Origin of the sequence: Glycomyces sp. NPDC049804 (assembly GCF_040674615.1) — a bacterium.
GTDB classification, from domain to species: Bacteria; Actinomycetota; Actinomycetes; order Mycobacteriales; family Micromonosporaceae; genus Glycomyces; species Glycomyces niveus.
Genome location: NZ_JBFAMQ010000002.1, coordinates 357,807 through 382,705, shown reverse-complemented (window position 1 = coordinate 382,705; position 24,899 = coordinate 357,807). Strand labels below are relative to the sequence as shown.

Below are 24,899 nucleotides of genomic sequence, written 5' to 3'. Positions count from 1 at the left end.
CATGCCGTTCACTTTGGGCCCCAACAACTACGGCAAGTCCGGGATCCGGCTGGTCCGCGTCGGGCGCGAATCCTCCCGCCACGACCTGCGCGACCTCACCGTGCACACCGCCCTCTCGGGCGACCTCGACGCCACCCACTACCGCGGCGACAACACCGGCGTCCTCCCCACCGACACCCAGAAGAACACCGTGTACGCCTTCGCGCGCGACGGCGTGGACGCCATCGAGACCTTCGCCGAACGCCTCGCCCGCCACTTCGTCGACGCCGCCCCCGCCATCGCGCACGCCCGCGTCCGGATCGAGCAGCACCACTGGACCCGCATCGGCGACCACTCCTTCACCCGCGGCGAAGGCGGCGAACGGCGCACCGCCGAAGTCGCGTACGACGGCAACGCCGCCGCCACCACCGCCGGTGTCAGCGACCTGCTCCTGCTCAACACCACCGACTCCGAGTTCAGCGGCTTCCTCGTCGACGAGTACACGACCCTCCCCGAGACCGACGACCGCATCCTCGCCACCGCCGTCACCGCCGCCTGGGACTACCAGCCCGAAGACCCCGGCGACGCGCGCCACGACAGCGCCTTCTACGACCATGCCTTCACACGGGCCAGGGGCGCCCTCCTCGCCGCGTTCGCGGACACCCACTCGCTCTCGCTGCAACAGACCCTCTACGCCGTCGGCGAGCGCATACTGAAGGCGATCCCCGAGGTCGGGGAAGTGCGGCTGTCCATGCCGAACCGGCACCACTACCTGTACGACCTCGACCGGTTCGGACTCGACAACCCCGGCGTGGTCTTCCAGGCCGGGGACCTGCCGTACGGGCTCATCGAAGGCACCGTCCGCAGGGAGGAGGCATGAGCGAGACCACCGCCCCCTTCCACATCCCCGCCGACCTCGCCGAGGCGCTGCGGCTCCTCGCCGCGCACCCCGAGGCCGTCCCCGTCGCGGGCGGCACCGACCTCATGGTCGCCGTCAACTACCGGCTCACCCGGCCCGCCGCGATGCTCGACCTCACCCGCCTCGCCGAACTGCGCGAATGGACCGACGAAGGCGACGCGATCCGCATCGGCTCGGGCGTCCCGTACGCCCGGATCACCGCCGAGCTCGCCACCGTCCTGCCCGGCCTCGCCGCCGCCGCCCGCACCGTCGGCTCCCCGCAGATCCGCAACCGCGGCACCCTCGGCGGCAACCTCGCCACGGCCTCCCCGGCCGGCGACGGCCACCCGCCGCTCCTCGCCACCGGCGCCGACATCGAGATCGCCTCGACCCGCGGCACCCGCACCGTCCCCGTGGCGGCGTTCTTCACCGGCCCCAAACGCAGCGTCCTCCGACCCGGCGAACTCATCACCGCAGTGACGGTGCCGAAAGCCGCCGGGCCGCAGCAGTTCCTCAAAGTGGGCACGCGCAACGCCATGGTCATCGCCGTCTGCTCGCTCGCGGTCGCCCTCGACCTCGACGAACGCCGCCTCGGCACCGGCATCGGCTCAGCCGGCCCCACCCCGCTCACCGCGCCCGACGCGAACCTGATCGAACTCCCTTGGGGGCGAACCGGATTGTTCAACGACGCCCTGGCCGAGGAGTTCGGCCGCCGGGTCGCGGCCGCCTCGCGACCGATCGACGACGTGCGCGGCACCGCCGCGTACCGGCGGCACGCCCTGGCGGTGTGCGCCGCGCGGGCGCTGCGCCGGGTCTGGACCGCCGCGCACGGAGGGAGCGGACGATGAGAGTGGAGATGCGCGTCGACGGCGAGGCCGCGGCGGCCGAGATCGACCGGCCCGGGGAGAGCCTCCTCGCCACCCTGCGGGACCGGCTCGGCCTCTACGGCACCAAGAACGCCTGCGAACAGGGCGAATGCGGCTCCTGCACGGTCCTCCTCGACGGCGACCCCGTCTGCGCCTGCCTCGTCGCCACCGCGCAATGCGAAGGGCGCGAGATCAAGACGGTGGTCGGGGCCGTGCCCCGGCCCGTGCGCGACGCGTTCATCGCCTGCGGCGCCGTGCAATGCGGGTTCTGCACCCCCGGCCTCCTCGTATCCGTGGCCGACCTGCTCACCCGCGAGGCCGACCCGAGCGACCTCCAGATCCGCGAGGCGCTCGCCGGGAACCTGTGCCGGTGCACCGGCTACGAGAAGATCATCGACGCCGTGCACGCCGCCGCCGAATCCATGGCGGTACCCGACGAGGCGCCCGCCCGCGCCCACCTCCGCCACGACGAGTGGATCCGACTCGCCGGCATCCCCCGCACCGCGACCGACTCCAGGGAGGACGCGCCATGAGCACCCTCGTCATCGAGCACGCCGCGATCGCCGCGGTCGACGCCGCCGGGACCGAACACCGGCACGGCCACATCGTCGCCGAGAACGGCGTCATCACCGCCGTCGGCGCGGGCCCGGCCCCGCGCGTCGAAGGCGCCCAGGTGATCGACGGCGCCGGCTGCCTCGCCACGCCCGGCCTCGTCAACACCCACCACCACCTCTACCAGTGGGCCACCCGCGGATACGCCACCGACCACACCCTCTTCGAATGGCTCGTCGACCTCTACCCCGTGTGGGCCCGGATCGGCCCCGCGCACGTCGCCTCCGCCAACACCGCCGGCCTCGCCTGGCTCGCCCTCTCCGGCTGCACCACCGCCGCCGACCACCACTACATCTACCCGAACGGCCACGCCGCCGACCTCGTCGAAGCCCAGATCGAAGCCGCCCGGCGCATCGGCCTGCGCCTCCACCTCGCCCGCGGCTCCATGGACCGCGGCGTCAGCGACGGCGGCCTCCCGCCCGACCACCTCGTCGAAGACATCGACGCCGCCCTCGCCGCCACCGCCGAAGCCGTCGACCGCCACCACGACCCCGCCCCCGGCTCGACACTCCGCATCGCCGTCGCCCCCTGCTCCCCGTTCTCCGTCTCCACCGACCTCCTGCGCGAATCCGCCGCACTCGCCCGCGACAAGCGCGTCCGCCTCCACACCCACCTGTGCGAGACCCTCGACGAAGCCGAGTTCTGCGCCCGAGTCCACGGCTGCGACCCCGTCGAGTACATGGACAAGGTCGGCTGGATCGAGGCCGACGCCTGGCTCGCCCACGCCGTCCACCTCTCACCCGGCGCCCAGCGCCGCCTCGGCGCCGCCGGCACCGGCGTCGCCCACTGCCCCTCCTCCAACGCCCGCTTGGGCACCGGCCTCGCCGACGTCCCCGCCATGCTCGACGCCGGCATCCCCGTCGGCCTCGGCGTCGACGGCGCCGCCAGCCAAGAGGCCGGGCACCTCGGCGAAGAACTGCGCCAAGCCGTCTACACCGCCAGGCAGCTCAAAGGCCCCCACGCCATGGACGCCCGCACCGCCCTGCGCCTCGGCACCATCGGCGGCGCCCGCGTCCTCGGCCGCGACGCCGAGATCGGCTCCCTCGAGACCGGCAAGCAGGCCGACATCGCCCTCTGGGACCTCACCGGCCTCGGCCACGCCGGCATCGCCGACCCCGTCGCCGCCCTCGTCCTCGGCCCGCCCGCGCCCCTGCGGCTCCTCACCGTCGCCGGCCGCCCCGTCGTCGAACGCGGCGAACTCCGCACCGCCGACACGACCGAACTCGCCCGCGACCTCGCCGCCGCCAGCGCAAACCTCCGGGAGGCCCGCGATGCCTGAACCCGCGAACACCCACGCCCCCGCACCGGCTGCGGCAACGACTCCGACCCCGCCGACAAGGGCAGCCGGCGGGGTCGGGACCCCACGCCCCGGAGGCGTCGGGTCCAGCCCCACCCGCCCCGACGCCGAAGCGAAGGCCAACGGCGCCTTCGACTACGCCTCCGACCTCGAATTCCCCGGCATGCTCTGGGGCCACACCCTCCGCAGCCCCCACCCCCGCGCCCGCATCCGCGCCGTCGACCCGGCCGCCGCCCTCGCGATGCCCGGCGTCGCCGCCGTCCTCACCGCCGCCGACGTCCCCGGGAAACGCCACTACGGGCTCATCGAGGCCGACCAGCCCGTGCTCGCCCTCGACGAGGTCAACTACCAGGGCGAACCGGTCGCGATCATCGCCGCCGACACCCTCGACCTCGCCCGCCTCGCCGCCGCGGCCGTCACCGTCGACTACGAGGTCCTCGAACCCCGCTGCGACCCCGAGGCCGCCGTCGAAGCGGGCGACTACTTCCGGTACCAGCCGGTGCGCCTCGGCGACCCCGACGCGCAGGAACCCGCCGCCGTCGTCACCCGCGAATACGTCGTCGGCATGCAGGACCAGGCCCCGCTCGGCCCCGAATCCGGGATCGCCGTGCCCGCCCTCGACGGCGGCGTCGAACTGTACGTCGCGACCCAATGGGTCCACGCCGACCTCGAGCAGCTCGCGCCCTGCCTCGGCATCGAACCCGACCGCATCCACATGGCGATCGCCGGCATCGGCGGCGCGTTCGGCGCCCGCGAAGACCTCTCCGTGCAAGTGCACATGGCGATGCTCGCACTGGCGACCGGCCGCGCGGTCAAGATGATGTACGACCGCGCCGAGTCCTTCGTCGGCCACGTGCACCGCCACCCGGCGCGGATGCGCTACGAGCACGCCGCCGACGCCGACGGGAAGCTCCTCTACGTGAAGGCCCGCATCGTGCTCGACGGCGGCGCCTACGCCTCGACGACCGAGGCCGTGGTCGGCAACGCCGCGTCACTCGCGGTGGGGCCCTACGAGGTCGAGCACGTGACCGTGGACGCCTGGGGCGCGCGCACGAACAACCCGCCGTGCGGGGCGATGCGCGGGTTCGGCGGCGTCCAGACCTGCTTCGCCTACGAGTCGCAGATGGACGCGCTGGCCGAGGCGCTCGGCCTGGACCCGCTCGAGTTCCGGCGCCGCAACGCGGTCGCCCAGGGCTCCAAGCTCATCACCGGGCAGGTCGTCGACGCGTACGACCCGGGCCGGGCCGACCGCGGGCGGCCGTTCTCGCCGCTCGCCGACATGCTCGGCCGCGTCAAGGACATCCCGGTCCCGCCGGTGCCGGTCGGCCGCGACATCGTCGATCTGCCGGGCGGCACCGGCAACACGACGCACGGCGAGGGCGTGCGGCGCGGCGTCGGCTACGGCGTCGGCCTCAAGAACGTCTGCTACTCCGAAGGGTTCGACGACTACTCGACCGCGCGCGTCCGCCTCGAACTCGTCGACGGCGAGACGGTCGCTTATGTGCACACCGCCGCCGCCGAAGTGGGGCAGGGGCATTGGAGCCTGCAGGCGCAGATCGCCCGCACCGAGCTCGGCGTCGACCGGGTCGAGCTGCTGCCCAACGACACGAAGGCCGGCTCGGCCGGGTCCTCGTCGGCGTCGCGCCAGTCGTACATGACCGGCGGCGCGGTGAAGGCCGCGTGCGAGGCCGTGCGCGAACGCTGGCGGGACCGCGACCTCGCGGACGGCCCGATCGAGGCGACCCGCGTCTTCCGCCACCGCGTCACGAAGCCCATGGACCCCGTCACCGGCCAAGGCGAATCGCATGTCCAGCTCGCCCTCTGCGTCCACCGCGCCACTGTGGACGTCGACGTGGAGCTCGGGCTCGTGAAGGTCGTCGACCTGACGTGCGTGCAGGACGTCGGGAAGATCATGAACCCGGTCGCGCTCGAAGGCCAGATCCACGGCGGCTCCGCGCAGGGCCTCGGCCTCGCGGTCATGGAGGAGATGATCACCCGGGACGGGCGCGTCATGAACGCCTCCTTCACCGACTACCTCATCCCCACGATCCTCGACATGCCGCGCATGCGGCTGCGCATCGTCGAGAACGCCGATCCCGAAGCGCCCTACGGACTCCGCGGGGCGGGCGAGCCGCCCACGCTCTCCTCCACGCCCGCGATCGTCGCCGCGATCCGCGACGCGACCGGCCTACCGCTCACCCAGATCCCGGTCAGGCCCGAGCACCTGACCGCCCACCTCGGGAGGCAGCCATGAGGGACATCGCCGCGACACTCCGCGCCTGGATGCGGGACGGGAAGCCGTTCGCGCTCGCCTCCGTCGTCGGCACGACCGGCTCCTCGCCGCGCCCGCTGGGCACCGCGCTCGCGGTCGACGGCGAGGGGACCGCGGTGGGCGGCGTCTCGGGCGGCTGCGTCGAGGCCGCCGTGTACACGCGCTGCCAGGAGGTCCTCGAGACCGGTGCGGCCGTGACGGACTCGTTCGGATCCACCGAGGAGGAGCGGTTCTTCCTGGGCATCACCTGCGAGGGCTCGATGGACGTGCTCTCGGTCAGGGTCGAACCGGGGGACACCGCGATCGCCGCCGCCCTCGACGCGATCCTGGCGGGCGAGGCGGTCTCGCTCGTGCGCGCCGTGGACGGCCCCGACCTCGGCGCCGCGGTCGCGATCAGCGCCGACGGGTTCACCGGTCCGCTCGAACTCGGCGCGGTCGACCTGCCCGCGACCTCGGGCCGGGTGGGCCGCTTCGCGGTCGAGGTCTACACGCCGCCTCCGGACCTGTTCATCTACGGCGCGGTCGACTTCGCGGCGCCGATCGTGCGGATCGCGCGGAGCGTCGGCTTCCGGGTCACCGTGTGCGACGCGAGGCCGGTGTTCGCCACCGAGATCCGCTTCCCCGATGCCGATGCGCTCGTCGTGGAGTGGCCGCACCGGCACTTCGAGGGCATCGCGGTGGACGCGAGGACGGCGATCGTGGTCCTCACCCATGACGAGAAGTTCGACCTGCCGCTGCTGGAACGCGCGCTCGTCTCCGGCGCCGGGTACATCGGCGCCCTCGGCTCGCGCGCCACCCACCGCGACCGCCTCGACCGGCTCCGCGAAGCCGGTGTCGGCGAGGACGCCCTCGCCCGCCTCCGCGCCCCGATCGGCCTCGACCTCAACGGCCGCACCGCCGAAGAGACCGCTCTGTCGATCGTCGCCGAAATCGTGGCCGTCCGAAACGACGCCCGCGCCGGCTTCCTCAAGGAGGCGAAGGGCCCGATCCACCACTGATCGGGGCGGCTGCACCGCCGAGCGTCGGCGGCGCGGCCACGAACCGAATCGAGGCAACCGCTCGATCGAGCCGAACCGACGGCAAGCGAACTGCGACGGCCCCAGCGAGACCCGGGTCGGCGGCCGCGGCCCGAACCACACCGGCCCCGGAAGCGTCTTCCACGGCTGGACCGCCACCGACACTCACCGCCACTGACACGGCCACCAGCACCGACACCGAAGGAGTCACCGATGGTCCACATGTTCCTCAACGGAGGCGGCATGAAAGGCGGCAACCTCCACCACCTCATCGGCGGCGCGCCCTTCGTCGGCCCGGCCACGACGCTGCCGATCTACCGCCTGCACTCGGTCGGCGACGACCATCCGGCCCTCCAGCTCGCGCCCGAGGGCGAAGGCGCGGCGATCGAAGGCGAGCTCTATGACATCGACCTCGCCGTCCTGCGCACCTCCCTCCTGCCGGCCGAACCGGCCGACCTCGAACTCGGCGTCGTCGGCATGGCCGACGGCGCCGAAGCGCTCGGCATGCGGCTGCGCGACGACTGCGCCGCCCTCCCAGAGCTCATCGACATCACCGCCCACGGCTCCTGGCGCGCCTACCGCGCCACGAAAGCCGAGGCCTGATGCACCAGCCGCGCCAGCGCCCTGCCACCGGCCCCTCGGTCGGCCCCAAGGCCCTGCCTGTGGTCCGCCCGCGCGGCTGCATTGCGTCGCATTGCTTCGGCGGCCGCTGTGCGCCCGCAGAGGTCCGCACCATCGGAAGCGCCTCAGAACCGGGGACGCCGCCCTGCCACAGGAACCCCCCAGTCGGCCGCGAGGCCCTGCCCGAGGCCCGCCCCGCGGCGGCCTTGCGCCGCAGCGGTTCGGCGTCCGCTGCACGCCCGCAGGGGTCCGCACCTTCGGAAGCGCCTCGGGACCTGGCCGCCAGCCGCCGCGCGGCCACAGGAACCCCTCCGCCTGCCGCAAGGCCCTGTCTGACGCCCGCCCGCTCGGCCGCATTGCGCCGCAGCGGTTCGGCACCGGCTCTCGCCCGCAGTGGCCCGCACTGTCGGCAGCGCCTCGGAACCTGGCCTCCGGTCGCCCTCGCGCCGCGGGAACGAATCGGTCGGCCGCAAGGCTTTGCCGCGCCTCGGATCCGAGCCGCCAGCCGCCGTCCCGCCACCGGCCGCTCGGTCGGCCGCAAGGCCCTGTCCGAGGCTCGCCCGCGCGTCGGCGTTGCGCCGCAGCGGTTCGGCGACCGCCTCGCGCCCGCGGCGGCCCGCGTGCCAGCAGCGCCTCAGGCCGGGGTCTACCGGAACTCGGTCGCCGCGCCGGTTTCGCCCGAACCGCGCTTGCCGTGCGAGCACCGCCGCACTTTCCTCCTCTCTTGTAATTGCTCGATCACCTGGAGTCACCATGATGACCGACCCGTACGACATTGCCGCTCCCGTCATCTACGACCTGGTGCTCCGCTCCCGCCGGACCGTGCTTCCCGACGGTGAGCGGCCCGCCGCCGTCGCCGTGGCGGGCGAGCGCATCGCGGTCATCGGCGGCTACGACGAACCGATCCCCGCGCACCGCACCGAGGACCTCGGCGACCTCGTGCTCATGCCCGGACTCGTCGACACCCATGTGCACGTCAACGAACCCGGCCGCACCGAATGGGAGGGGTTCGCCACCGCCACCCGCGCCGCCGCCGCGGGCGGGGTCACCACCATCGTCGACATGCCCCTCAACAGCCTCCCGCCCACCGTCGACACCGCGGCCCTCGCCGCCAAGCGCGCCGCCGCCGAAGACCAGCTCTGGGTCGACACCGGCTTTTGGGGCGGCGCGGTTCCCGGGAACGACCCCGACCGCAAGGCCCTCCACGACGCCGGGGTCTTCGGCTTCAAATGCTTCACGGCCCCTTCAGGAGTCGACGAGTTCCCGCCGCTCGACGCCGCCGGGCTCCACCGCGCCTGCGCCACGGTCGCCGCCCTCGGCGCACTCCTCCTCGTCCACGCCGAAGATCCCGCCCACCTCCACGACACTCCGCCGACAGCGCAAATTGACGGCTCGCAAGCTTCGCCGAGAGCGCACATTGAGGACTCGCAAGCGTCGCCGAGAGCGCACATCGACGGCCTGCAAGCATCGCCGAAGGGGGACTTCGACCGGTTCCTCGCCACCCGGCCGCCCGAAGCCGAGACCAGCGCGATCCGCGAGGTCATCGCCGCGGCCCGCGCCACCGGCGCGCGCGTCCACATCCTCCACCTCGCCGCCGCCGAAGCTCTCGCCGACATCGCCGCCGCCAGACGCGACGGCGTCCGCATCACCGCCGAGACCTGCCCGCACTACCTCACCCTCGCCGCCGAACGCGTCCCCGCCGGCGCGACCGCCTTCAAATGCTGCCCGCCGATCCGCGGCGAGGCGAACCGCGAAGCCCTCTGGGAAGGACTCCTCAACGGCCGCATCGACATCGTCGTCTCCGACCACTCGCCCAGCCCGCCCGGCATGAAGACCGGCGACTTCGCCACCGCCTGGGGCGGCATCGCCTCCCTCCAGCTCGGGCTCCCGGTGATGTGGACCGAGGCGCACGGGCGCGGCCTCGCGCCCGCCGACCTCGCCCGCTGGATGAGCACCGGCCCCGCCGACCTCGTCGGCCTCGAACGCAAGGGCCGCATCCAGACCGGTGCCGACGCCGACCTCGTCGCCTTCGACCCCGAGCACGCGTGGACCGTCCGCGCCGCCGACCTCCTCCACCGCCACCCCGTGACCCCGTACGACGGCGCGACCCTCACCGGCAAGGTCGTCTCGACCTGGCTGCGCGGCGCACCCGTCGACACCGAAGCGGCCCCGCGCGGCCGCCGACTGCGAAGGAGCCCCCGATGAACGGCCTCCAGCCCGAACCCCCCTACGCCGCGAGCACGGACGACTGGCGGGCACTGCCCGACCTCGCCGCCCGCGCCCTCGGCGGCGCCGTGCTCGCCGCCAACGACGACTCCTTCGCCGAGAAGGAGAACCTCATCCGCCCCTACCCCGTCCTCCACCAGCCGCGCACTTTCGGCCACAAGGGACAGCTCTACGACGGCTGGGAGACCCGCCGCCGCCGCCGCGACAGCGCCCCTGGCGACGGCGGTGGGCACGACTGGGCGATCGTGCGCCTCGGCGTCCCCGGCACCGTCGCCGGCATCGTCGTCGACACCGCCTACTTCACCGGCAACTACCCGCCCCGCGTCTCCGTCGACGCCTGCCGCGCCGACGGCCACCCCAGCCTCGCCGAGATCCTCGACGCCGACTGGCGCCCCCTCCTGCCCGTGTCAGACGCCAAGGGCGACAGCGTGAACGAATACGCCGTCAACGACACCCGCCGCTGCACCCACGTCCGCCTCAACATGCACCCCGACGGCGGCATCGCCCGCCTCCGCGTCCACGGCACCCCCGTGCCCGACCCGGCCGGCTTCGCCGACCTCCCCCTCGACCTCGCCGCGCTCGCCAACGGCGCCGGCATCACCGGCGCCTCGAACGCCTTCTACTCCAACCCCGTCGGCGCGATCATGCCCGGCCTGCCCGCGAGCCAGGCCGACGGCTGGGAGACCGCCCGCCGCCGCGAACCCGGCCACGAATGGCTCGACGTGCGCCTCGCCGGACGCGGCGTCATCCGCGTCGCCGAACTCGACACCACCCACCTCAAGCACAACGCCCCCGGCTGGGCCGCCATCGAAGCCCGCGACGGCGACGCCGCCTTCGAACTCCTGCCCCGCACCAGACTCCAGCCCGACACCCCGCACCGCTTCGTCCTCCCCAACGACCGGCCCGCGACCTCGGTGCGGCTCAACATCTTTCCCGACGGCGGGATGGCCCGCCTGCGCCTCTACGGCCGCCTCACCGACGAAGCGCTCGCGGCAATGCGGCGGCGCTTCGAGGAGCCGTAGCGCTATCCTGCGGCCATGACCGAACCCGCAGCCTCACCCACCGAGAGCACCGCCGAGGACTTCTTCCGCACCGAGATCCGCGCCGGACGCGTCGTCAAGACCGAGCCGAACACGAAGGCCCGCGTCCCCGCCTACAAGCTCTGGATCGACTTCGGCGACCACGGCGTCAAGCAGTCGAGCGCCCAGATCACCGCCCGCTACAGCGCCGAGGAACTAGTGGGGCGCATGGTGGCCGCCGTGACCAACTTCCCGCCGCGGCGCATCGCGGGCTTCAAATCCGAGGTGCTCGTCCTCGGCGTCCCCGTCGAAGGCACGGACGAAGTCGTGCTGCTGGCCCCCGACGCCGACGTCCCGCTCGGCGCCCGGATCGCCTAAGCCCGGATCGCCGTGTACACGGTGTTGGACGAGCGCCCGCCCGTATAGGGGTTGTCGAACCAGACCCGCTTCGCCTTCACCCCGGCGAAGACCCCCATCAGCACGGTCATGAACTCCGGCGCGGGCGGGTCGTCCGACCAGATCGCGAACACGCCCTCCGGCTTCAGGTGCGCGGCCATCGCCCGCAGCCCCTCCGCGGTGTAGAACGCCGCGTGCGGCGAATGCAGGAACCGACTGGGGGAGTGGTCGATGTCCAGCAGGATCGCGTCATACTGCCGGCCCGGCCGCTCCGGGTCGAACCCCTCGGCGCTCATCGCCGCCTCGAAGAAGTCCGCGCAGACCAGCCGCACCCGCTCGTCCGCCGCGAGCCCGACCGTGTCGGGCAGGAGGTCGCGCTCATGCCAGTCGATGACCGCCTCCGAGTACTCGACCACCTGGAGCTCGCGCACCCGCGGATCCTCAAGGGCCGCGAGCGCCGTGTAGCCCAGGCCCAGCCCGCCCACGATCACGTCGAGGTCGCCGCCGGCCTCCACCCGGGCGAGGCCGAGGTGCGAGAGCTCCCGCTCCGCGACGGTGAACAGGCTCGACATCAGGAACTCGTCGTCGAGCTTGACCTCGTACACCTCGGCCTGCACCTCAGGGTCGAACCGCCGCCGCAGACTGATCTCGCCCATCGGCGAATCACGCCAGCCCAGTTCCTCGAATCGCATCGTCACCGCACCATCGAACCATCAAAGGCCCAGCGTGCGGCGACCCCCACCCCGCTAATAGCCGTCGGCGACCACGTTCAGGAGCGGCTCGCCCGCCGCGAAGCGCCGGATCTGGTCCCCCACCCGCGGATACACCCGCTCGATGAACCCGTGGACCGCGCCGCCCACATGCGGCGTCACGATCGCCCCCTCCAAGCCCCACAGCTCGTGGTCGGCCGGCAGCGGCTCCGGCTCGGTCACGTCGAGCGCGCACCGCAGCCGCCCCGAAGCGACCTCCGCCGTCAACGCGGCCGTGTCGACGATCCTCCCGCGCGCCGCGTTCACCAGCAGCGCGCCGTCCCGCATCCGCGCCAGGAACGCCGCGTCCACCAGACCCTCGGTCTCCGGCGTCAACGGCACCATGACCACCACGACATCCGCATCCGGCAGCAGCCCCGGCAGGTCCGCGAGCGTCCCGACCCCCGGCCGCGCCGACCGCGCCACCATCGACACCTCCATGCCCGAGGCCTCGAACCGCCGCGCCACCGCCGCACCGATCGACCCCGCGCCCAGGATCACCGCCGTCTTCCCCGACAGCGTCGTACCCCAGGACACCTCCCACCTGCCCTCGGACTGGTTGCGGGCGAACACGTCCAACCGCCGCACCGACGCCAGCGCCGCCGCCATCACCCACTCGGCCGTCACCTCCGTGTGCGCGCCGCGGTTGTTGCACAGCAGCACCCCTTCGGGCACATGCGGCACCCAGTTCTCGACGCCCGCGCTGAGCAGCTGCACCACTTTCAGATTCGGCATGTCCCGCAGCACCGGCGGCGTCGAATACGACATGCCCGGCAGCGTGGCCTTCGGCGCGGCGGGCGGCACCAGGAACTCGACGCCTCCCGGGTCGGAGGGGAAGTCACTGCCGTCGTACACCTCGACGACCACGCCGTCGGGCACCGGACCGAGCCGGTCGAGCCCGGCCTCGTGGGGGATCCAAGCTTTCATGCGGCCATCGTAGGGACCGCCGCCAGCCGCGTGGCAAGGCCGACCCGAACGCGAGAACCGGTCACAGCCGAACGCCCCGACCGACGCCGCCCCTCAACCCTCACCACCCATGGCGGCGCAGCTCCAACCGGAACAGCGCCCCGCCCTCCGGCGCATCGAGCACCGAGACCCGGCCCTGGTGCTCCGACACCACGTCCTGCACGATCGCCAACCCCAGCCCCGCACCGCCCTCGTCACGGCTCCGCGACTCGTCGAGCCGCACGAACCGGTCGAAGATCCGCCGCCGCTGCCCCTGCGGCACACCGTTGCCGTCGTCCGCGACATCCAGCCGCACCCACGCCTCGTCCACACCCGCCAACCGCACCGACACGCCCTCCTCCGCATGCCGCTGCGCGTTCGCCAGCAGATTCCCGACCGCCCGCGCCAGGTGCCCGCGCACACCCCACACCGTCACGTCCTCCTCGACCTCCAGCCGCACCGGCACCCGGTCCGTCGCGGCCCGCCGCGCCACCTCCTCCCGCACCAGCTCCGTGAACGGCACGTCCACATGCGGCGGACGCTCCCCGGCGTCCAGCCGCGCCAGCAGCAGCAGGTCCGTCGCCAGGTCCTGCAACCGCGTCACATCGCCCAGCGTCGCATCCAGATCCAGCAGCTCCGGATGCTCACGCGCGATCTCCAACTGCGTGCGCAGGATCGCGAGCGGGCTGCGCAGCTCATGCGAAGCGTCGGCGACGAACCGCCGCTGCTGCGCCACCGCCGCGTCGAGCGCCGCCAACGTCATGTTCGTGGTCCTCGCCAGGCTGTGGATCTCGTCGCGGCTCGCGGGCACCGGCACGCGCTGGCTCAGGTCGCCGCCGGTGATCTCGATGAGCTTCGTCTGGATCGCCCGCACCGGTTTGAGGGCGCGCCGCACCACGAGCCAGGTGACCACGGCGACCACGAGCAGCAGCGGCGCCAGCGCCCAGGTCATGGTTGCCTCCACGCTGTTGATCGCCTCCTCTTGGGTGGCGAGGGAAGTGCCGGAGTAGACGCTGTACTCCGCGCCGTCCGGGGCGGTGGCCGCGAGCGCGGCGAACCGGTAGTGCTCGCCCTCGCCGGGGACGGTCACGGTCTCGAAGGCGATCGCCGATCCGACGGCGCCGCCGGCGGCCGAGGTCGTCGTCTCGGCCGCGGGCGTCTCGGCGGTGTCGCCGGAGGCGGGGGTGTCGTCGTCGGAGTCGCCGTCGTCGCCGTCGTCGTCCTGGCCGTCGTCATCGTCATTGTCATCGTCGGACTCGTCGTCGGTCGTCTCGACGGGCGCAGCGGCACTGGTGGTCTCGACGGGGTCGGGTTCGGGTGCGAAGTCGCCCAGCGCATCGACGCCCGCGAGGTCGTCGCTGGCCGCGACCACGGCGCCGTGCGCGTCCACGATCTGCACGAGTTCGTCGTCGTCGGGCAGCTCGACCGCCGAAGGCGCCGTGCCCGAGGCGATCTGACTGGCGACGGACCGGGCGCCGACCTCCGCGGTGAGTTCGGCGCGACCAAAGAGGTTGTCGCGCAGGAGCGCCACGACCAGGACCCCGGCGGCGACGAGCGCGACCGCGACCACGAGGGTCGCCCCCAGGGTGGCGCGCGCCCGCACCGAATCGGGCCGCCAGAACGGCTTCTTTCCCTCGGCCTTGCGCATGGCCCGCCGCATCTCGGCGCGCAGTGCGCGCTCTTCGCGCTTCGTCCTATCCACCGTCGGCCGCCAACCGGTAGCCGGCCCCGCGGACGGTCGCGATGGAGGTGCGCCGGTAGGGCGCGTCGATCTTGCGGCGCAGGTTGGAGATGTAGACCTCCACGATGTTCACGTCGCCGTCGAAGGCGAAGTCCCACACGTGGTGCAGGATCTCGGTCTTGGACACGACCTCGCCGGCGCGGCTCGCCAGGTACTCCAGGACGGAGAACTCCTTGGCGGTGAGCTCGATCCGCGTGTCGCCGCGGCGGCAGGAGCGGGTCGCGGGGTCGACCAGGAGATCGCCGAACCGCCACACGGTGGGCGCGGCGGCGGCCGAACGGCCGCGGCGCATCATCGCGCGCAGGCGCGCTTGGAGGACCACGAAGGAGAACGGCTTCGTGAGGTAGTCGTCGGCGCCGGTGTCGAGGCCCTCGGCTTCGTCGTACTCGCCGTCCTTGGCGGTGAGCATGAGGATCGGGGTGGCGATCCCCTCCTGCCTGAGGGCGGCGCAGACCTGGAAGCCGTTCATGGCCGGCAGCATGATGTCGAGGATGATCGCGTCGTAGTCGCCGATGCGGGCCATCGACAGGCCGGTCCGGCCGTCATGGGCGAGGTCGACGGCGTAGCCCTCGGCCGTCAGCCCGGCGGCGACCATCTTGGCCAGCCGCTGCTCGTCTTCCACCATCAGCAATCGCATGTCCCGAAGCTTGACACAGCGAACCTGAAGCCAACCTGAAGTCGCTCGCGGACACGTTGAACCGGCCTCTGCCAGGCAGAACACTCGAACCCGCGCGCTGATGACCCCTTTCCTGAAGACGGCTTCAGGTGACTTCAGCTTGGCTTCAGGTTCGGGGGCGCATCGTTGCCGACATCAGATCAGCACACCAGCGAGAGGACACGAGATGATCGCTTCGACCGACACCCAGGCCCCGATCCCCGGCCAGCCCGAGGCCCCGCAGCGCCGCCGCTTCCGCGGCCGCCAGCGCACCTTCGTGATCGCCGGCGCCGCGGGCGTCCTCCTCCTCGGCGGCGGCACCGCGGCGGCCTTCGCCGCCGACGACCTCGACGACCGGGAGGACCGCAACGGGCAGGCCGCGGACGACCGGTACGACAACGACGACCGCTACGACGACAACGGAGCGGACGACGACGACTTCGCCCTCCCGGACGGCGCCATCGGCGAAGACGCCGCCGTCGAGGCCGCGCTCGCGGAGGTCCCCGGCGAGGTCTACGACACCGACCTCGAAGGCACGGTCGATACCCCGGTCTGGATCGTCGAGGTGCGGGACGCCGACGGTGCCGAATGGGACGTCGCGGTCGACGCCTTCGACGGCACGGTCACCGACGTCTTCGCCGACGACGACGCGAACGACGATGACGGCGATGACGACAACGACGCCGACGACGACGGCGCGGATGACGACCGCGACGACAACGACGACCAGGACGACGACAACGACTAACTGAACAGCACCGCCCGGCCCGGGAGGGCCGGGCGGTCGCAGAAGCGCTCGGCCGGGCGTCGGCCTCCACGACCGGAGGCCGCCGGACCGAAACGAAAGCGGCCTCGCGCCTTCGCCCTCACGAAGCGACCGCAGGCCGCCGCCGATCCGCGACGCGGATCCGCAGGCCGAAGGCGAGCCGGTCCGACCGGAAGCCGAGCATCATGCCGGCGACCCGGTCCCGGCTCTGCACACATCAGGGTGGGTGGGGTGGGGGAGGGGAGGGGCCCTCCCCCCGAATGCCGTTACTTGACTCGGTAAGTGAGGCAGGCGAACTGGCCGACGCTGCGCGCGTCGGTGAGCTCGAGGTGGTGCGAGAGGATGCGGCGCGGCAGGAGCGGCGCACCGCCGCCGAGGAAGACCGGCGCGAGCGAAGCGCGGATCTCGTCGAGGAGGCCGGCGTCGAAGAACTGGCCGACGAGGTCGCCGCCGCCGACGATCCACCGGTCCGCGTCGCCCGCGACCTCGGCCATCTCGGCGTGGATCTTCGCCACATCGCCGGAGACGAACCGGATGTCCTTGCCCGGCACCGCCGGGAGATCGCGGGTCGTGAACACCCATACCGGCGTCTCGTACGGCCACTTGTCCGGGTGCTCGGCCACGTGCTCGTGCTCGAGCATCCACTCGTACGTGGTGGAGCCCATGCAGATCGCGCCGACTCTGGCGAGGAACTCGCCGAACTCGTCGAGCGGCGAGTCGGTGTCGCCGCCCTCATCATCCGGGTGACCGCCCGGCACGGTGAAGAGCCATTCGAGCGAGTTCTCCGGGTCCGCGAGGAAGCCGTCGATGCTGGTCGCTGTGTTGTACACGGTTTTCGCCATCCCGACAGCCAATCACGGACCGCCGACGCTCCGCCGCCGAACCCGTTCGAACACCCCGGTCGTCACGAGACTCGTTGCGGCCCAAGCCGGTCGAAGCGTCGGCAGGCCCGTCGGGCGAGGGCGGCGCCGCCCGGCGCGGCACCCCGCGAACACCGGCACCGGCCAGGCGACGCGGACGGCGGTTATGTCAGTTTTCCGACACTACCCGTTTTAGGTACTAAAGCGCTCTTCATCGTAATTAGGTTGAGATCACGTCATAAGACGTGATCATGAGCAAGTTCACCAAAGGGGTGATCCTGGTAATGAAGAAGTTCTTCACTGCCATCGGCGTCATTGCGGCCGCGTTCGCGCTGTCGCTCTCCGCCGCGTCGCCGGCCGCCGCGGTCCGCCCGCCCGGGCCCATCGACGCGCCGACGCCCGTGAAATCGCGGATCGAGAGCGCCGCCACGGTCGACGGCGAAGTCCCGGACACCGCCGTCGAGCAGCGGACCTGCCGGGCCCGCTTCGCCGAGGGCGTCAACCACCGCCGCCTCGCCGAGGTCGGCGCCACGATCCTCGAGGTCATCCCGGCCGGCACCTGGGTCCCCGTCTCGTGCGAGCGCGGCGCCGGCGGCGAGTACAGCGCCTGCGGCCTCACCAGCGACTACTGGATGGAGGTCTACTGGAACGGCGCCTGGGGCTACAGCGCCTGGTCCTGCGTCAGCGAATGGGAATACACCTCGTAGCCCTTCCGAACGCCCGCACCGCGAAAGGGCCGGGGAGCGCCATCGCGCTCCCCGGCCCTTCACGTCAGTGCGCGAGCCTCACGCGGTCAGCCGCAGCACGTTCCCGATGATCCGGTGCCCGTGCGCGCCCGCGGCCGTCAGGATCGACTCGGGGTGGAACTGCACCCCGAACCAGCGCTTCCCGGGCGCCTCGATCGCCATGACGACCTCGTCGATCGCCGCGGTCGGCGCGAAATCGCCCTTCACCTCGTCGGGCGTGGCGTACAGCGAGTGGTAGCGCGCCGCGGTCACCTCGTCGGGCAGCCCGTCGAACAGGCCGCCGCCGGTCACCTTCACGTTCCCGGGCTTGCCGTGGCTCGGCTGGTCCAGCAGCGAGAGCGAACCGCCCGCGTGCTCCACCATCGCCTGCAGCCCCAGGCACACCCCGAACGCCGGCAGGCCCCGCCGCTCGATCTCGTCGAGCAGGCCCGCCGTGCCGAAGTCGCGCGGCCGCCCCGGGCCGGGCGAGAGCACCACCAGGTCGGGCGCGGTCTCGTCGAGGACTTGCGCGGCGTCGAAACCGAATCGCAGCGTCGTCACCTCGCACCCGTGCTGGCGGAAGTAGTCGCCGAGGGTGTTCACGAACGAGTCCTCGTGGTCCACCAGCAGCACCTTGCGGCCGTTGCCCGCGGGCCCGCCCGCGACCTCGATCGGCTCAGGCACCGCGGCCGCGGCCCCGATCCCGCCCGCCGCCGTCTCCAGCAGCGCCCGCGCCTTCAAGTGGGTCTCGGCCTCTTCGGCGTCCGGGTCGGAGTCGTACAGCAGCGTCGCGCCCGCGCGCACGCAGGCCACGCCGTCGCGGATCTGCGCCGTCCGCAGCGTCAGCCCGGTGTTCATCGACCCGTCGAACCCGACGAAGCCCACCGCGCCGCCGTACCAGCGCCGCGGCGTCGTCTCCTGCTCCTCGATGAACCGCATCGCCCACGTCTTCGGCGCGCCGGTCACCGTCACCGACCACATGTGGGTCAGGAACGCGTCCAGCGCGTCCATGCCCTCCCGCAGCCGCCCCTCGACGTGGTCCACGGTGTGGATCAGCCGCGAGTACATCTCGATCTGCCTGCGCCCCAGCACCTTCACCGAACCGGGCACGCACACGCGGGCCTTGTCGTTGCGGTCCACGTCGGTGCACATCGTCAGCTCCGACTCCTCCTTCGCGGAGCCGATGAGCGCCTTGATCTGCGCCGCGTCGTGCAGCGGGTCGTCCCCGCGCGCGATCGTCCCCGAGATCGGGCACGTCTCCACCCGGTCGCCCGAGACCCGCACGAACATCTCCGGCGACGCGCCCACCAGGTACTCGCGGTCGCCCAGGTTGAACAGGAACTCGTACGGCGCCGGGTTCGCCACCCGCAGCCGCTCGTAGAACGCCGTCGGCGAATCGCACTCGGCGTACATCTCATGGCCCGGCACGACCTCGAAGAGGTTGCCCGCCTTGAACTCCTCGCGGGCGCGGCGCACCGTGTCGGCGTACACGCCCGGCACCGGCCCCTCCGGCACCGACGCGGCCCGCACGTAGTCGAGCGACTCGGTCTCGCGCGGCAGTCCCTTCGTGGAGCGCCCGCCGAACGAGAAGTCGTACCGGCGCACCTGCGCGGTCTCGCGCTTGCGGTCGACCACATAGATCTCGTCCGCCAGGTGCAGCACCAGGTCGCGGGCGTCCGCGGGCCGGTCCTTCGCGAACGGGATCGGCTCGAACTGATAGGCCAGGTCGTATCCGAACGCGCCCCACAGCCCCAGGTACGGGTCGTCGCATTTGAGCGCGTCGAGGATCACGCGCAGCGCCGAGAACGCCGTCGGCAGCTTCGAGCGCAGCTCCTCCGGGACGCGCCCGGCCGGCTGGGGCACCTGGACGCGCACCTCGCGGTCGTCCCTGGTCACCTCCCCGACCCCCGAAGCGGCCAGCGCGTCGGCGAGCACGTCGACGAGGAGGAACCCGCGGGCGTTGAGCTGGCGCACCGTCACCTCGCGGCCGCGCGCCACGACCTCGAGCGACGGGTCGACGTAAGCGAGGTGGTAGCGCGAATACCGGCCCGGGTACTCCATGCCGCTCGAGAGCACCCCGCCGCGGCGCGTCTCGACCTGCGCGACGATCGGCGTCAGGTCGGGGTCGTCGAGCTCGGCGACGGTGCGTTCGACCGCCACTCCGGCGGGTGTCAAGAACTTGGTCATCGGCCCTCTCCATGGGTTTCAGGTCCCGACTCGAGGCGGCCGACCCCGGATACGACGAAGCGACCGCCTTCGAGACGGTCGCTTGCTGCTTGCACGCAAAAGCAGGGACGCCGCCTCAGCGACGCCACCACCAGTTGCGGGCGTGGATTCTCACAGGCCGAATACTACATGCCCAGCCAGTGGGACCGACGCCGGTGCGCTGCGGCGACGCGCCCATATTCGCTCGGGGCCGCCGCGGGCGCGGCGCTACACTTGCTGACAACAGCGTCGACCCGGCCATCACCGGCGAGCTTCCGGAAGAACCGGCCCCGTCGGGCGGCAGCCGCCGCGACGAGGCCCCAGTAGAACCGGACGGGCGCGGCCCGTCACCGCCGCCGAATCGAGCGGGCGCACCGGCTTCACAGCAGCGGGGGCGCCAAGCGAGGTGGTACCGCGGGCCCGGGCCCTCAAAAGCCGGGACTCGTCCTCGCACACCGAACGTCCGCAAGGTGTGTGAGGAGACACCGGTCCTATGGCCTATCCACTCGACGACCCCGCACGGGGCGTACCCGCGAGCCCGAACCTCCCGGAGGTCGAGCGCCGCGTGCTCGACTTCTGGACCAAGGACGACACCTTCGCCGCCTCGATCGACGCCCGCGACGCGGGCGAGAACGGCGCGAACGAGTTCGTCTTCTACGACGGCCCCCCCTTCGCCAACGGCCTGCCCCACTACGGGCACCTCCTCACCGGCTACGTCAAGGACATCGTCCCGCGCTACCAGACGATGCGCGGCAAGCGCGTCGAGCGCCGCTTCGGCTGGGACACCCACGGCATGCCCGCCGAGGTCACCACCGAGAAGGAGCTCGGCCTCAAGTCGAAGGCCGACATCGAGGAGTACGGCGTCGACCGCTTCAACGCGGCCGCGAAGGCCTCGGTCCTCCAGTTCACGGGCGAATGGGTCGACTACGTCACCCGCCAGGCCCGCTGGGTCGACTTCGAGAACGACTACAAGACCCTCGACCTCACCTACATGGAGAGCGTCATGTGGGCCTTCAAGACCCTGTACGACAAGGGCCTCATCTACGAGGGCTACCGGGTGCTCTGGTACTGCTGGCGGTGCGAGACGCCGCTGGCCGCGACCGAGACGAAGATGGACGACACGTACCAGGACCGCCAGGACCCGGCCGTGACCGTCGGCCTCGACGTCACCACCCCCGGCCCGCTCGAGGGCGCGAAGCTCCTGGTGTGGACGACCACGCCGTGGACGCTGCCGTCGAACCTCGCCGCCGCCGTCCACCCCGGCGTCGACTACGTCGTGGTCGAGGCCGAGGGCTCCCGCTACGTGCTCGCCGAGGCCCGCCTCGGCGCGTACGCCCGCGAGCTCGGGGACGAGGCCGACGTCGTGGGCCGCTACAAGGGCGCCGATCTCGTCGGCCTCAAGTACAACCCGCCGTTCGACTTCTTCACCGGCCGCGAGAACGCCCACCAGGTGCTCACCGCCGACTACGTCACCACCGAGGACGGCACGGGCATCGTCCACATCGCGCCCGCCTTCGGTGAGGAGGACAAGCTCGTCACCGACGCCGCCGGCATCGAACCGGTCGTGCCCGTCGACGACTCCGGCAAGTTCACCGAGGAGGTGCCCCCGTACGCGGGCGTGCACGTCTTCGAGGCGAACAAGCTCATCATCAAGGACCTCAAGGACACCCAGCGGCTCCTGCGCCACGACACGTACAACCACAACTACCCGCACTGCTGGCGCTGCGGCTCGCCGCTGATCCAGCGCGCCCTGTCCGCGTGGTTCGTCGCCGTCACCCGCTTCCGCGACCGCATGGTCGAGCTCAACCGGCAGATCGACTGGACGCCCGGCCACATCCAGGACGGCCAGTTCGGCAAGTGGCTCGCCAACGCCCGCGACTGGAACATCAGCCGCAACCGCTTCTGGGGCTCGCCGATCCCGGTGTGGACCAGCGACAACCCCGAGTACCCGCGCGTCGACGTCTACGGTTCGCTCGAAGAGCTCAAGCGCGACTTCGGCGTGGAGGTCACCGACCTCCACCGCCCGGTCATCGACGACCTCACCCGGCCCAACCCGGACGACCCCACGGGCGAGTCCGTGATGCGCCGCGTCCCCGAGGTCCTCGACTGCTGGTTCGAGTCCGGCTCCATGCCGTTCGCGCAGGTCCACTACCCGTTCGAGAACGCCGACTGGTTCGAGCACCACTACCCGGGCGACTTCATCGTCGAGTACACCGCCCAGACCCGCGGCTGGTTCTACACGCTGCACGTCCTGGCCACGGCCCTGTTCGACCGGCCCGCGTTCCGCACCGCCGTCGTCCACGGCACGCTCTTGGGCGAGGACGGGCAGAAGATGTCCAAGTCCCTGCGGAACTACCCGGACGTGCGCGAGTCCTTCGAGTCCTACGGCTCCGACGCGGTCCGCTGGTTCCTCATGTCCTCGCCCGTCCTGCGCGGCGGCGACATGCCGGTCACCGAGAACGGGTTCCGCGACGCCGTCCGCCAGATCGTCCTGCCCCTGTGGAACGTGTGGTACTTCTACACGCTCTACGCGGGCGCGGCCGGCTACGAGGCGACCCCGGAGCAGGCGCGGGCGACCGCGCTGGCGAGCGAGCACCGGCTCGACAAGTACCTGCTGGCGAAGACGCGGGAACTGGTCGAGTCGATGACCGCGATGATGGACGACTACGACCTCGCGGGCGCGACCGCCGCGTTCCGCTCCTACCTGGAGAGCCTCACCAACTGGTACGTGCGCCGCTCGCGCGACCGGTTCTGGGAGGGCGACGAGGACGGGTTCGCCACGCTCGCAACGGCGTTGAAGACCGCGTGCGAGGTGGCGGCGCCGCTGCTGCCGCTCATCACCGAGGACGTGTGGAAGGGGCTCACCGGCGGCCGCTCGGTGCACCTGGCCGACTGGCCGGACGCCGAGGACCTGCCCGCCGATCACGCCCTGGTCGAGGCCATGGACGCGGTGCGCGAGATCGCCTCGGTCGGCCTGTTCATGCGCAAGGCCCGCAAGCTCCGCGTGCGCCTGCCGCTCGCGAAGCTCACCGTGGCGACCGGGCACGCCGAGCGGCTCGCGCCGTTCGCGGACCTGCTCAAGGACGAGCTGAACGTCAAGGCCGTCGAGTTCGACTCCGATGTGAGCGCGTACTCGAAGGCCGACCTGAAGCTGGTCCCGCGCGTGCTCGGCCCGCGCCTGGGCAAGGACGTGCAGCGGGTCATCAAGGCCGTCAAGGCCGGCGAGTGGTCGGTGGAGGACGGCACGGTCACCGCCGGCGGCGTGGTCCTGGAGGACGGCGAGTTCGAGCTGACGATGGTCGCGGTCGACGCCGACCACACCGAGGCCCTGCCGAACGACGCGGGCGTGATCGTCCTCGACACCGAGGTCACCCCCGAGCTCGCCGCCGAGGGCCTGGCCCGCGACGTCGTGCGCGTCATCCAGCAGGCCCGCAAGGACGCCGGCCTCGATGTCACCGACCGCGTCGCGGTCACCCTCGACGCCGCCGCCGACGTCACGGCCGCGATCGAAGTCCACCGCGACTTCGTCCAAGCCGAGACCCTGGCCCTCGACCTCGCCTTCGGCGACCTCCCCGACACCGCCACCAGCGGTGAAGCCGGAGCGACCACGGTCAAGGCCGCGGTCGCGAAGCAGTAGCCACCGCAACCGAAAAGGGTCCGGACGCCGCCAGGTGTCCGGACCCGTTTCGCTCCTGGAAAACTCGCGGCCGGTTTGGTGGCATTACTGGTAGCATTGATGCAACCAGACTGGAGGTTTCGTCATGGCCATGACATTGCGGCTGTCCGAGGATGTCGAGAACCGGTTCCGAGAGGCGGCCGAGGCGGCCGGGCTCTCGATGAACGGCGCTGCTGAAACCGCGATCGCCGAGTGGATGGAGCGGCGGGGGCGCGATCATGTCCGCTCGGTCGCCGAAGGTATCGCCGAGCGTCACGCCAAGCTTATGACCCGGTTGGGCGAGTAGTGCCCCGCTACCTGTCGGCCGAGGAGCTGGTGGGGATCGCGAAGATCGCGGCGGGCCCGCAGGTCGCCATCCGCGACCTCGGGCTGCTGGAGTCGGCTGCCGCCCGGCCCGGGACGGTCGTGTTCGGGACCGAGGCCTATGAGTCGCTCCTCGAGAAGGCGGCGGCGCTCCTGCACTCGATCGTCTCGAACCACCCGCTCGTCGATGGCAACAAGCGCCTCGGCTTCCTGGCGGCCGCGACGTTCCTCGAACTCAACGGCGTGCGTCTGGGCGATCCCGAGGTCATCGAGGACCGCGCTTACGACCTGGTCATCGCGATCGCATCCGGATCGCTCTCCGAAGTCGGCAAGCTGGCCGACCGCCTGTCGGAACTCCTCGTCGACTGATCGCCCGGGTTGCCGCGACCGGCGGCGAGGTCGCGGCCGTCGATATCGCGGTCATACGAATCGGCAGGGGCCCGGCGAGCGATGCTCGCCGGGCCCCTTCGCTTGGTCGACTAGGCCATCCAGCCGCAGATCTTCCAGGCGTCGTCTTCCTTCACCAGGTCGATGGTCTCGTCGGTGGTCTCGCCTCCGGCGGTGATGGAGACCTCGACCGTCGCGGTGTCGCCCTCTTCCTTGACCTCGCCGAGCTCGTATTCCATGTCGTCGACCTCGGAGAGCGCGTCATCGGCCATCTCCAAGGCCTGCTTGCGCTCCTCCTCGGAGAGGTCAGCGAACATGCCGGCGGCCTCCTTGACGCTGGCGACGTCGTCGCCGCAGAAGTACTCTTCGGCCACTTCACCGGCCTTGTCGGCGTCGCCGTCCGTCATCGCGTCGACGAGGTCCTTGGCGCCGTTGTCGAGGAAGTTCTCGACCGCGCCGCCAGGCGTGTCGGAGTTGCCGCCGCACGCGGACAGGGCGAGGACGGCGGCGAACGCGCCCCCGAGGAGGGCGGTGGCGCGGCGGGCACGGCGGGGCGTCATCTCAGTGTTCATGGGTTCCAATCAGCAAGGGTTCCCATCGCGGCCCGGGCGGGACCGGAGGCCGGTATGGGCCCGGCCCCGGGAACAGCGACCACAGTAGCGGCGCGCTGCAAATCGGCGGCGAC

General features: G+C 72.0%; 21 protein-coding genes and 1 pseudogene. 15 read left to right on the top strand and 7 right to left on the bottom strand.

The features are described from left to right. Window position 1 precedes the first annotated feature (1 nt). From pucL to AB0K52_RS04225, 10 genes and pseudogenes are all read left to right on the top strand, one after another. The gene (gene pucL / locus AB0K52_RS04270; protein ID WP_363525924.1) at window positions 2-859 is read left to right on the top strand and encodes a factor-independent urate hydroxylase; all 858 of its coding nucleotides are present in this window, start codon (window positions 2-4) and stop codon (window positions 857-859) included. Then, window positions 856-1,725, top strand: a complete 870-nt coding sequence (locus AB0K52_RS04265) for an FAD binding domain-containing protein (protein ID WP_363525922.1) — start codon at window positions 856-858, stop codon at window positions 1,723-1,725. The genes pucL and AB0K52_RS04265 overlap by 4 nt, the downstream gene beginning before the upstream one ends. Next, window positions 1,722-2,159: pseudogene (locus tag AB0K52_RS04260) on the top strand ((2Fe-2S)-binding protein); the annotation flags it as partial. The gene AB0K52_RS04265 and the pseudogene AB0K52_RS04260, both read left to right, overlap by 4 nt. A gap of 113 nt (window positions 2,160-2,272) precedes the next feature. Next, complete coding sequence (locus AB0K52_RS04255) at window positions 2,273-3,634, top strand: 8-oxoguanine deaminase (RefSeq protein ID WP_363525919.1); 1,362 nt, start codon at window positions 2,273-2,275, stop codon at window positions 3,632-3,634. Continuing rightward, a complete protein-coding gene (locus AB0K52_RS04250; protein ID WP_363525916.1) occupies window positions 3,627-5,906 on the top strand; it encodes a molybdopterin cofactor-binding domain-containing protein in 2,280 nt (759 codons plus the stop codon). Before AB0K52_RS04255 ends, AB0K52_RS04250 begins: the two co-directional genes overlap by 8 nt. Beyond that, window positions 5,903-6,922, top strand: a complete 1,020-nt coding sequence (locus AB0K52_RS04245) for an XdhC/CoxI family protein (protein WP_363525913.1) — start codon at window positions 5,903-5,905, stop codon at window positions 6,920-6,922. Before AB0K52_RS04250 ends, AB0K52_RS04245 begins: the two co-directional genes overlap by 4 nt. Before the next feature lie 231 nt (window positions 6,923-7,153). Then, window positions 7,154-7,543: a gamma-glutamylcyclotransferase gene (locus tag AB0K52_RS04240; RefSeq protein ID WP_363525911.1), complete on the top strand. Its 390-nt coding sequence runs from the start codon at window positions 7,154-7,156 to the stop codon at window positions 7,541-7,543. Window positions 7,544-8,317: 774 nt separating this feature from the next. Then, on the top strand, window positions 8,318-9,766 hold the full coding sequence (locus AB0K52_RS04235) for an amidohydrolase family protein (protein WP_363525908.1): 1,449 nt from the start codon (window positions 8,318-8,320) through the stop codon (window positions 9,764-9,766). After that, window positions 9,763-10,809 (top strand): allantoicase, encoded by a 1,047-nt coding sequence (gene alc, locus AB0K52_RS04230; RefSeq protein WP_363525905.1) that lies wholly within the window; start codon window positions 9,763-9,765, stop codon window positions 10,807-10,809. The genes AB0K52_RS04235 and alc overlap by 4 nt, the downstream gene beginning before the upstream one ends. Before the next feature lie 15 nt (window positions 10,810-10,824). After that, on the top strand, window positions 10,825-11,184 hold the full coding sequence (locus AB0K52_RS04225) for a tRNA-binding protein (RefSeq protein WP_363525902.1): 360 nt from the start codon (window positions 10,825-10,827) through the stop codon (window positions 11,182-11,184). Here the strand turns inward: AB0K52_RS04225 and AB0K52_RS04220 are convergent. The 4 genes from AB0K52_RS04220 to AB0K52_RS04205 form a co-directional block, all read right to left on the bottom strand. After that, window positions 11,181-11,900 carry a spermidine synthase gene (locus tag AB0K52_RS04220; protein WP_363525900.1) on the bottom strand — a complete coding sequence of 240 codons (720 nt, stop codon included), beginning with the start codon at window positions 11,898-11,900 and terminating at the stop codon, window positions 11,181-11,183. The genes AB0K52_RS04225 and AB0K52_RS04220 overlap by 4 nt on opposite strands. A 48-nt stretch (window positions 11,901-11,948) precedes the next feature. Then, the gene (locus AB0K52_RS04215; RefSeq protein WP_363525897.1) at window positions 11,949-12,878 is read right to left on the bottom strand and encodes a 2-hydroxyacid dehydrogenase; all 930 of its coding nucleotides are present in this window, start codon (window positions 12,876-12,878) and stop codon (window positions 11,949-11,951) included. A 100-nt stretch (window positions 12,879-12,978) separates the two neighbouring features. Further along, complete coding sequence (locus tag AB0K52_RS04210; RefSeq protein WP_363526171.1) at window positions 12,979-14,544, bottom strand: HAMP domain-containing sensor histidine kinase; 1,566 nt, start codon at window positions 14,542-14,544, stop codon at window positions 12,979-12,981. A 46-nt stretch (window positions 14,545-14,590) separates the two neighbouring features. Continuing rightward, window positions 14,591-15,274 (bottom strand): response regulator transcription factor, encoded by a 684-nt coding sequence (locus AB0K52_RS04205; protein ID WP_363525895.1) that lies wholly within the window; start codon window positions 15,272-15,274, stop codon window positions 14,591-14,593. 205 nt (window positions 15,275-15,479) lie between these two features. On the opposite strand from AB0K52_RS04205, the gene AB0K52_RS04200 reads away from it, so the two are divergent. After that, on the top strand, window positions 15,480-16,040 hold the full coding sequence (locus tag AB0K52_RS04200; RefSeq protein WP_363525892.1) for a PepSY domain-containing protein: 561 nt from the start codon (window positions 15,480-15,482) through the stop codon (window positions 16,038-16,040). A 284-nt stretch (window positions 16,041-16,324) separates the two neighbouring features. On the opposite strand, the gene AB0K52_RS04195 is transcribed toward AB0K52_RS04200, so the two are convergent. Then, window positions 16,325-16,900, bottom strand: a complete 576-nt coding sequence (locus AB0K52_RS04195; protein ID WP_363525889.1) for a dihydrofolate reductase family protein — start codon at window positions 16,898-16,900, stop codon at window positions 16,325-16,327. 269 nt (window positions 16,901-17,169) lie between these two features. On the opposite strand from AB0K52_RS04195, the gene AB0K52_RS04190 reads away from it, so the two are divergent. Further along, entirely contained in the window at window positions 17,170-17,625 is a 456-nt protein-coding gene (locus AB0K52_RS04190; protein WP_363525886.1) for a hypothetical protein, read from the top strand. 78 nt (window positions 17,626-17,703) lie between these two features. On the opposite strand, the gene AB0K52_RS04185 is transcribed toward AB0K52_RS04190, so the two are convergent. Beyond that, window positions 17,704-19,830 (bottom strand): anthranilate synthase component I, encoded by a 2,127-nt coding sequence (locus AB0K52_RS04185; protein WP_363525883.1) that lies wholly within the window; start codon window positions 19,828-19,830, stop codon window positions 17,704-17,706. Window positions 19,831-20,341: 511 nt separating this feature from the next. Between AB0K52_RS04185 and ileS the strand changes: the two genes are divergently transcribed. The 3 genes from ileS to AB0K52_RS04170 all read left to right on the top strand — a co-directional run bounded on the left by ileS (window position 20,342) and on the right by AB0K52_RS04170 (window position 24,196). Further along, complete coding sequence (ileS, locus tag AB0K52_RS04180) at window positions 20,342-23,485, top strand: isoleucine--tRNA ligase (protein WP_363525880.1); 3,144 nt, start codon at window positions 20,342-20,344, stop codon at window positions 23,483-23,485. A 124-nt stretch (window positions 23,486-23,609) separates the two neighbouring features. Continuing rightward, the gene (locus AB0K52_RS04175; RefSeq protein ID WP_363525877.1) at window positions 23,610-23,810 is read left to right on the top strand and encodes a hypothetical protein; all 201 of its coding nucleotides are present in this window, start codon (window positions 23,610-23,612) and stop codon (window positions 23,808-23,810) included. Next, a complete protein-coding gene (locus tag AB0K52_RS04170; protein WP_363525874.1) occupies window positions 23,810-24,196 on the top strand; it encodes a type II toxin-antitoxin system death-on-curing family toxin in 387 nt (128 codons plus the stop codon). The genes AB0K52_RS04175 and AB0K52_RS04170 overlap by 1 nt, the downstream gene beginning before the upstream one ends. A 110-nt stretch (window positions 24,197-24,306) precedes the next feature. On the opposite strand, the gene AB0K52_RS04165 is transcribed toward AB0K52_RS04170, so the two are convergent. Further along, window positions 24,307-24,786 (bottom strand): DUF4878 domain-containing protein, encoded by a 480-nt coding sequence (locus AB0K52_RS04165; RefSeq protein ID WP_363525871.1) that lies wholly within the window; start codon window positions 24,784-24,786, stop codon window positions 24,307-24,309. Window positions 24,787-24,899 lie beyond the last annotated feature (113 nt).

Excerpts from the sequence above, each read along its gene's own strand:
- pucL (WP_363525924.1), top strand. The coding sequence starts at position 2 with ATGCCGTTCACTTTGGGCCCCAACAACTACGGCAAGTCCGGGATCCGG.
- AB0K52_RS04265 (WP_363525922.1), top strand. The coding sequence starts at position 856 with ATGAGCGAGACCACCGCCCCCTTCCACATCCCCGCCGACCTCGCCGAG.
- AB0K52_RS04255 (WP_363525919.1), top strand. The coding sequence starts at position 2,273 with ATGAGCACCCTCGTCATCGAGCACGCCGCGATCGCCGCGGTCGACGCC.
- AB0K52_RS04250 (WP_363525916.1), top strand. The coding sequence starts at position 3,627 with ATGCCTGAACCCGCGAACACCCACGCCCCCGCACCGGCTGCGGCAACG.
- AB0K52_RS04245 (WP_363525913.1), top strand. The coding sequence starts at position 5,903 with ATGAGGGACATCGCCGCGACACTCCGCGCCTGGATGCGGGACGGGAAG.
- AB0K52_RS04240 (WP_363525911.1), top strand. The coding sequence starts at position 7,154 with ATGGTCCACATGTTCCTCAACGGAGGCGGCATGAAAGGCGGCAACCTC.
- AB0K52_RS04235 (WP_363525908.1), top strand. The coding sequence starts at position 8,318 with ATGACCGACCCGTACGACATTGCCGCTCCCGTCATCTACGACCTGGTG.
- alc (WP_363525905.1), top strand. The coding sequence starts at position 9,763 with ATGAACGGCCTCCAGCCCGAACCCCCCTACGCCGCGAGCACGGACGAC.
- AB0K52_RS04225 (WP_363525902.1), top strand. The coding sequence starts at position 10,825 with ATGACCGAACCCGCAGCCTCACCCACCGAGAGCACCGCCGAGGACTTC.
- AB0K52_RS04215 (WP_363525897.1), bottom strand. The coding sequence starts at position 12,878 with ATGAAAGCTTGGATCCCCCACGAGGCCGGGCTCGACCGGCTCGGTCCG.
- AB0K52_RS04210 (WP_363526171.1), bottom strand. The coding sequence starts at position 14,544 with ATGCGCAAGGCCGAGGGAAAGAAGCCGTTCTGGCGGCCCGATTCGGTG.
- AB0K52_RS04205 (WP_363525895.1), bottom strand. The coding sequence starts at position 15,274 with ATGCGATTGCTGATGGTGGAAGACGAGCAGCGGCTGGCCAAGATGGTC.
- AB0K52_RS04200 (WP_363525892.1), top strand. The coding sequence starts at position 15,480 with ATGATCGCTTCGACCGACACCCAGGCCCCGATCCCCGGCCAGCCCGAG.
- AB0K52_RS04195 (WP_363525889.1), bottom strand. The coding sequence starts at position 16,900 with ATGGCGAAAACCGTGTACAACACAGCGACCAGCATCGACGGCTTCCTC.
- AB0K52_RS04190 (WP_363525886.1), top strand. The coding sequence starts at position 17,170 with ATGAGCAAGTTCACCAAAGGGGTGATCCTGGTAATGAAGAAGTTCTTC.
- AB0K52_RS04185 (WP_363525883.1), bottom strand. The coding sequence starts at position 19,830 with ATGACCAAGTTCTTGACACCCGCCGGAGTGGCGGTCGAACGCACCGTC.
- ileS (WP_363525880.1), top strand. The coding sequence starts at position 20,342 with ATGGCCTATCCACTCGACGACCCCGCACGGGGCGTACCCGCGAGCCCG.
- AB0K52_RS04175 (WP_363525877.1), top strand. The coding sequence starts at position 23,610 with ATGGCCATGACATTGCGGCTGTCCGAGGATGTCGAGAACCGGTTCCGA.
- AB0K52_RS04165 (WP_363525871.1), bottom strand. The coding sequence starts at position 24,786 with ATGAACACTGAGATGACGCCCCGCCGTGCCCGCCGCGCCACCGCCCTC.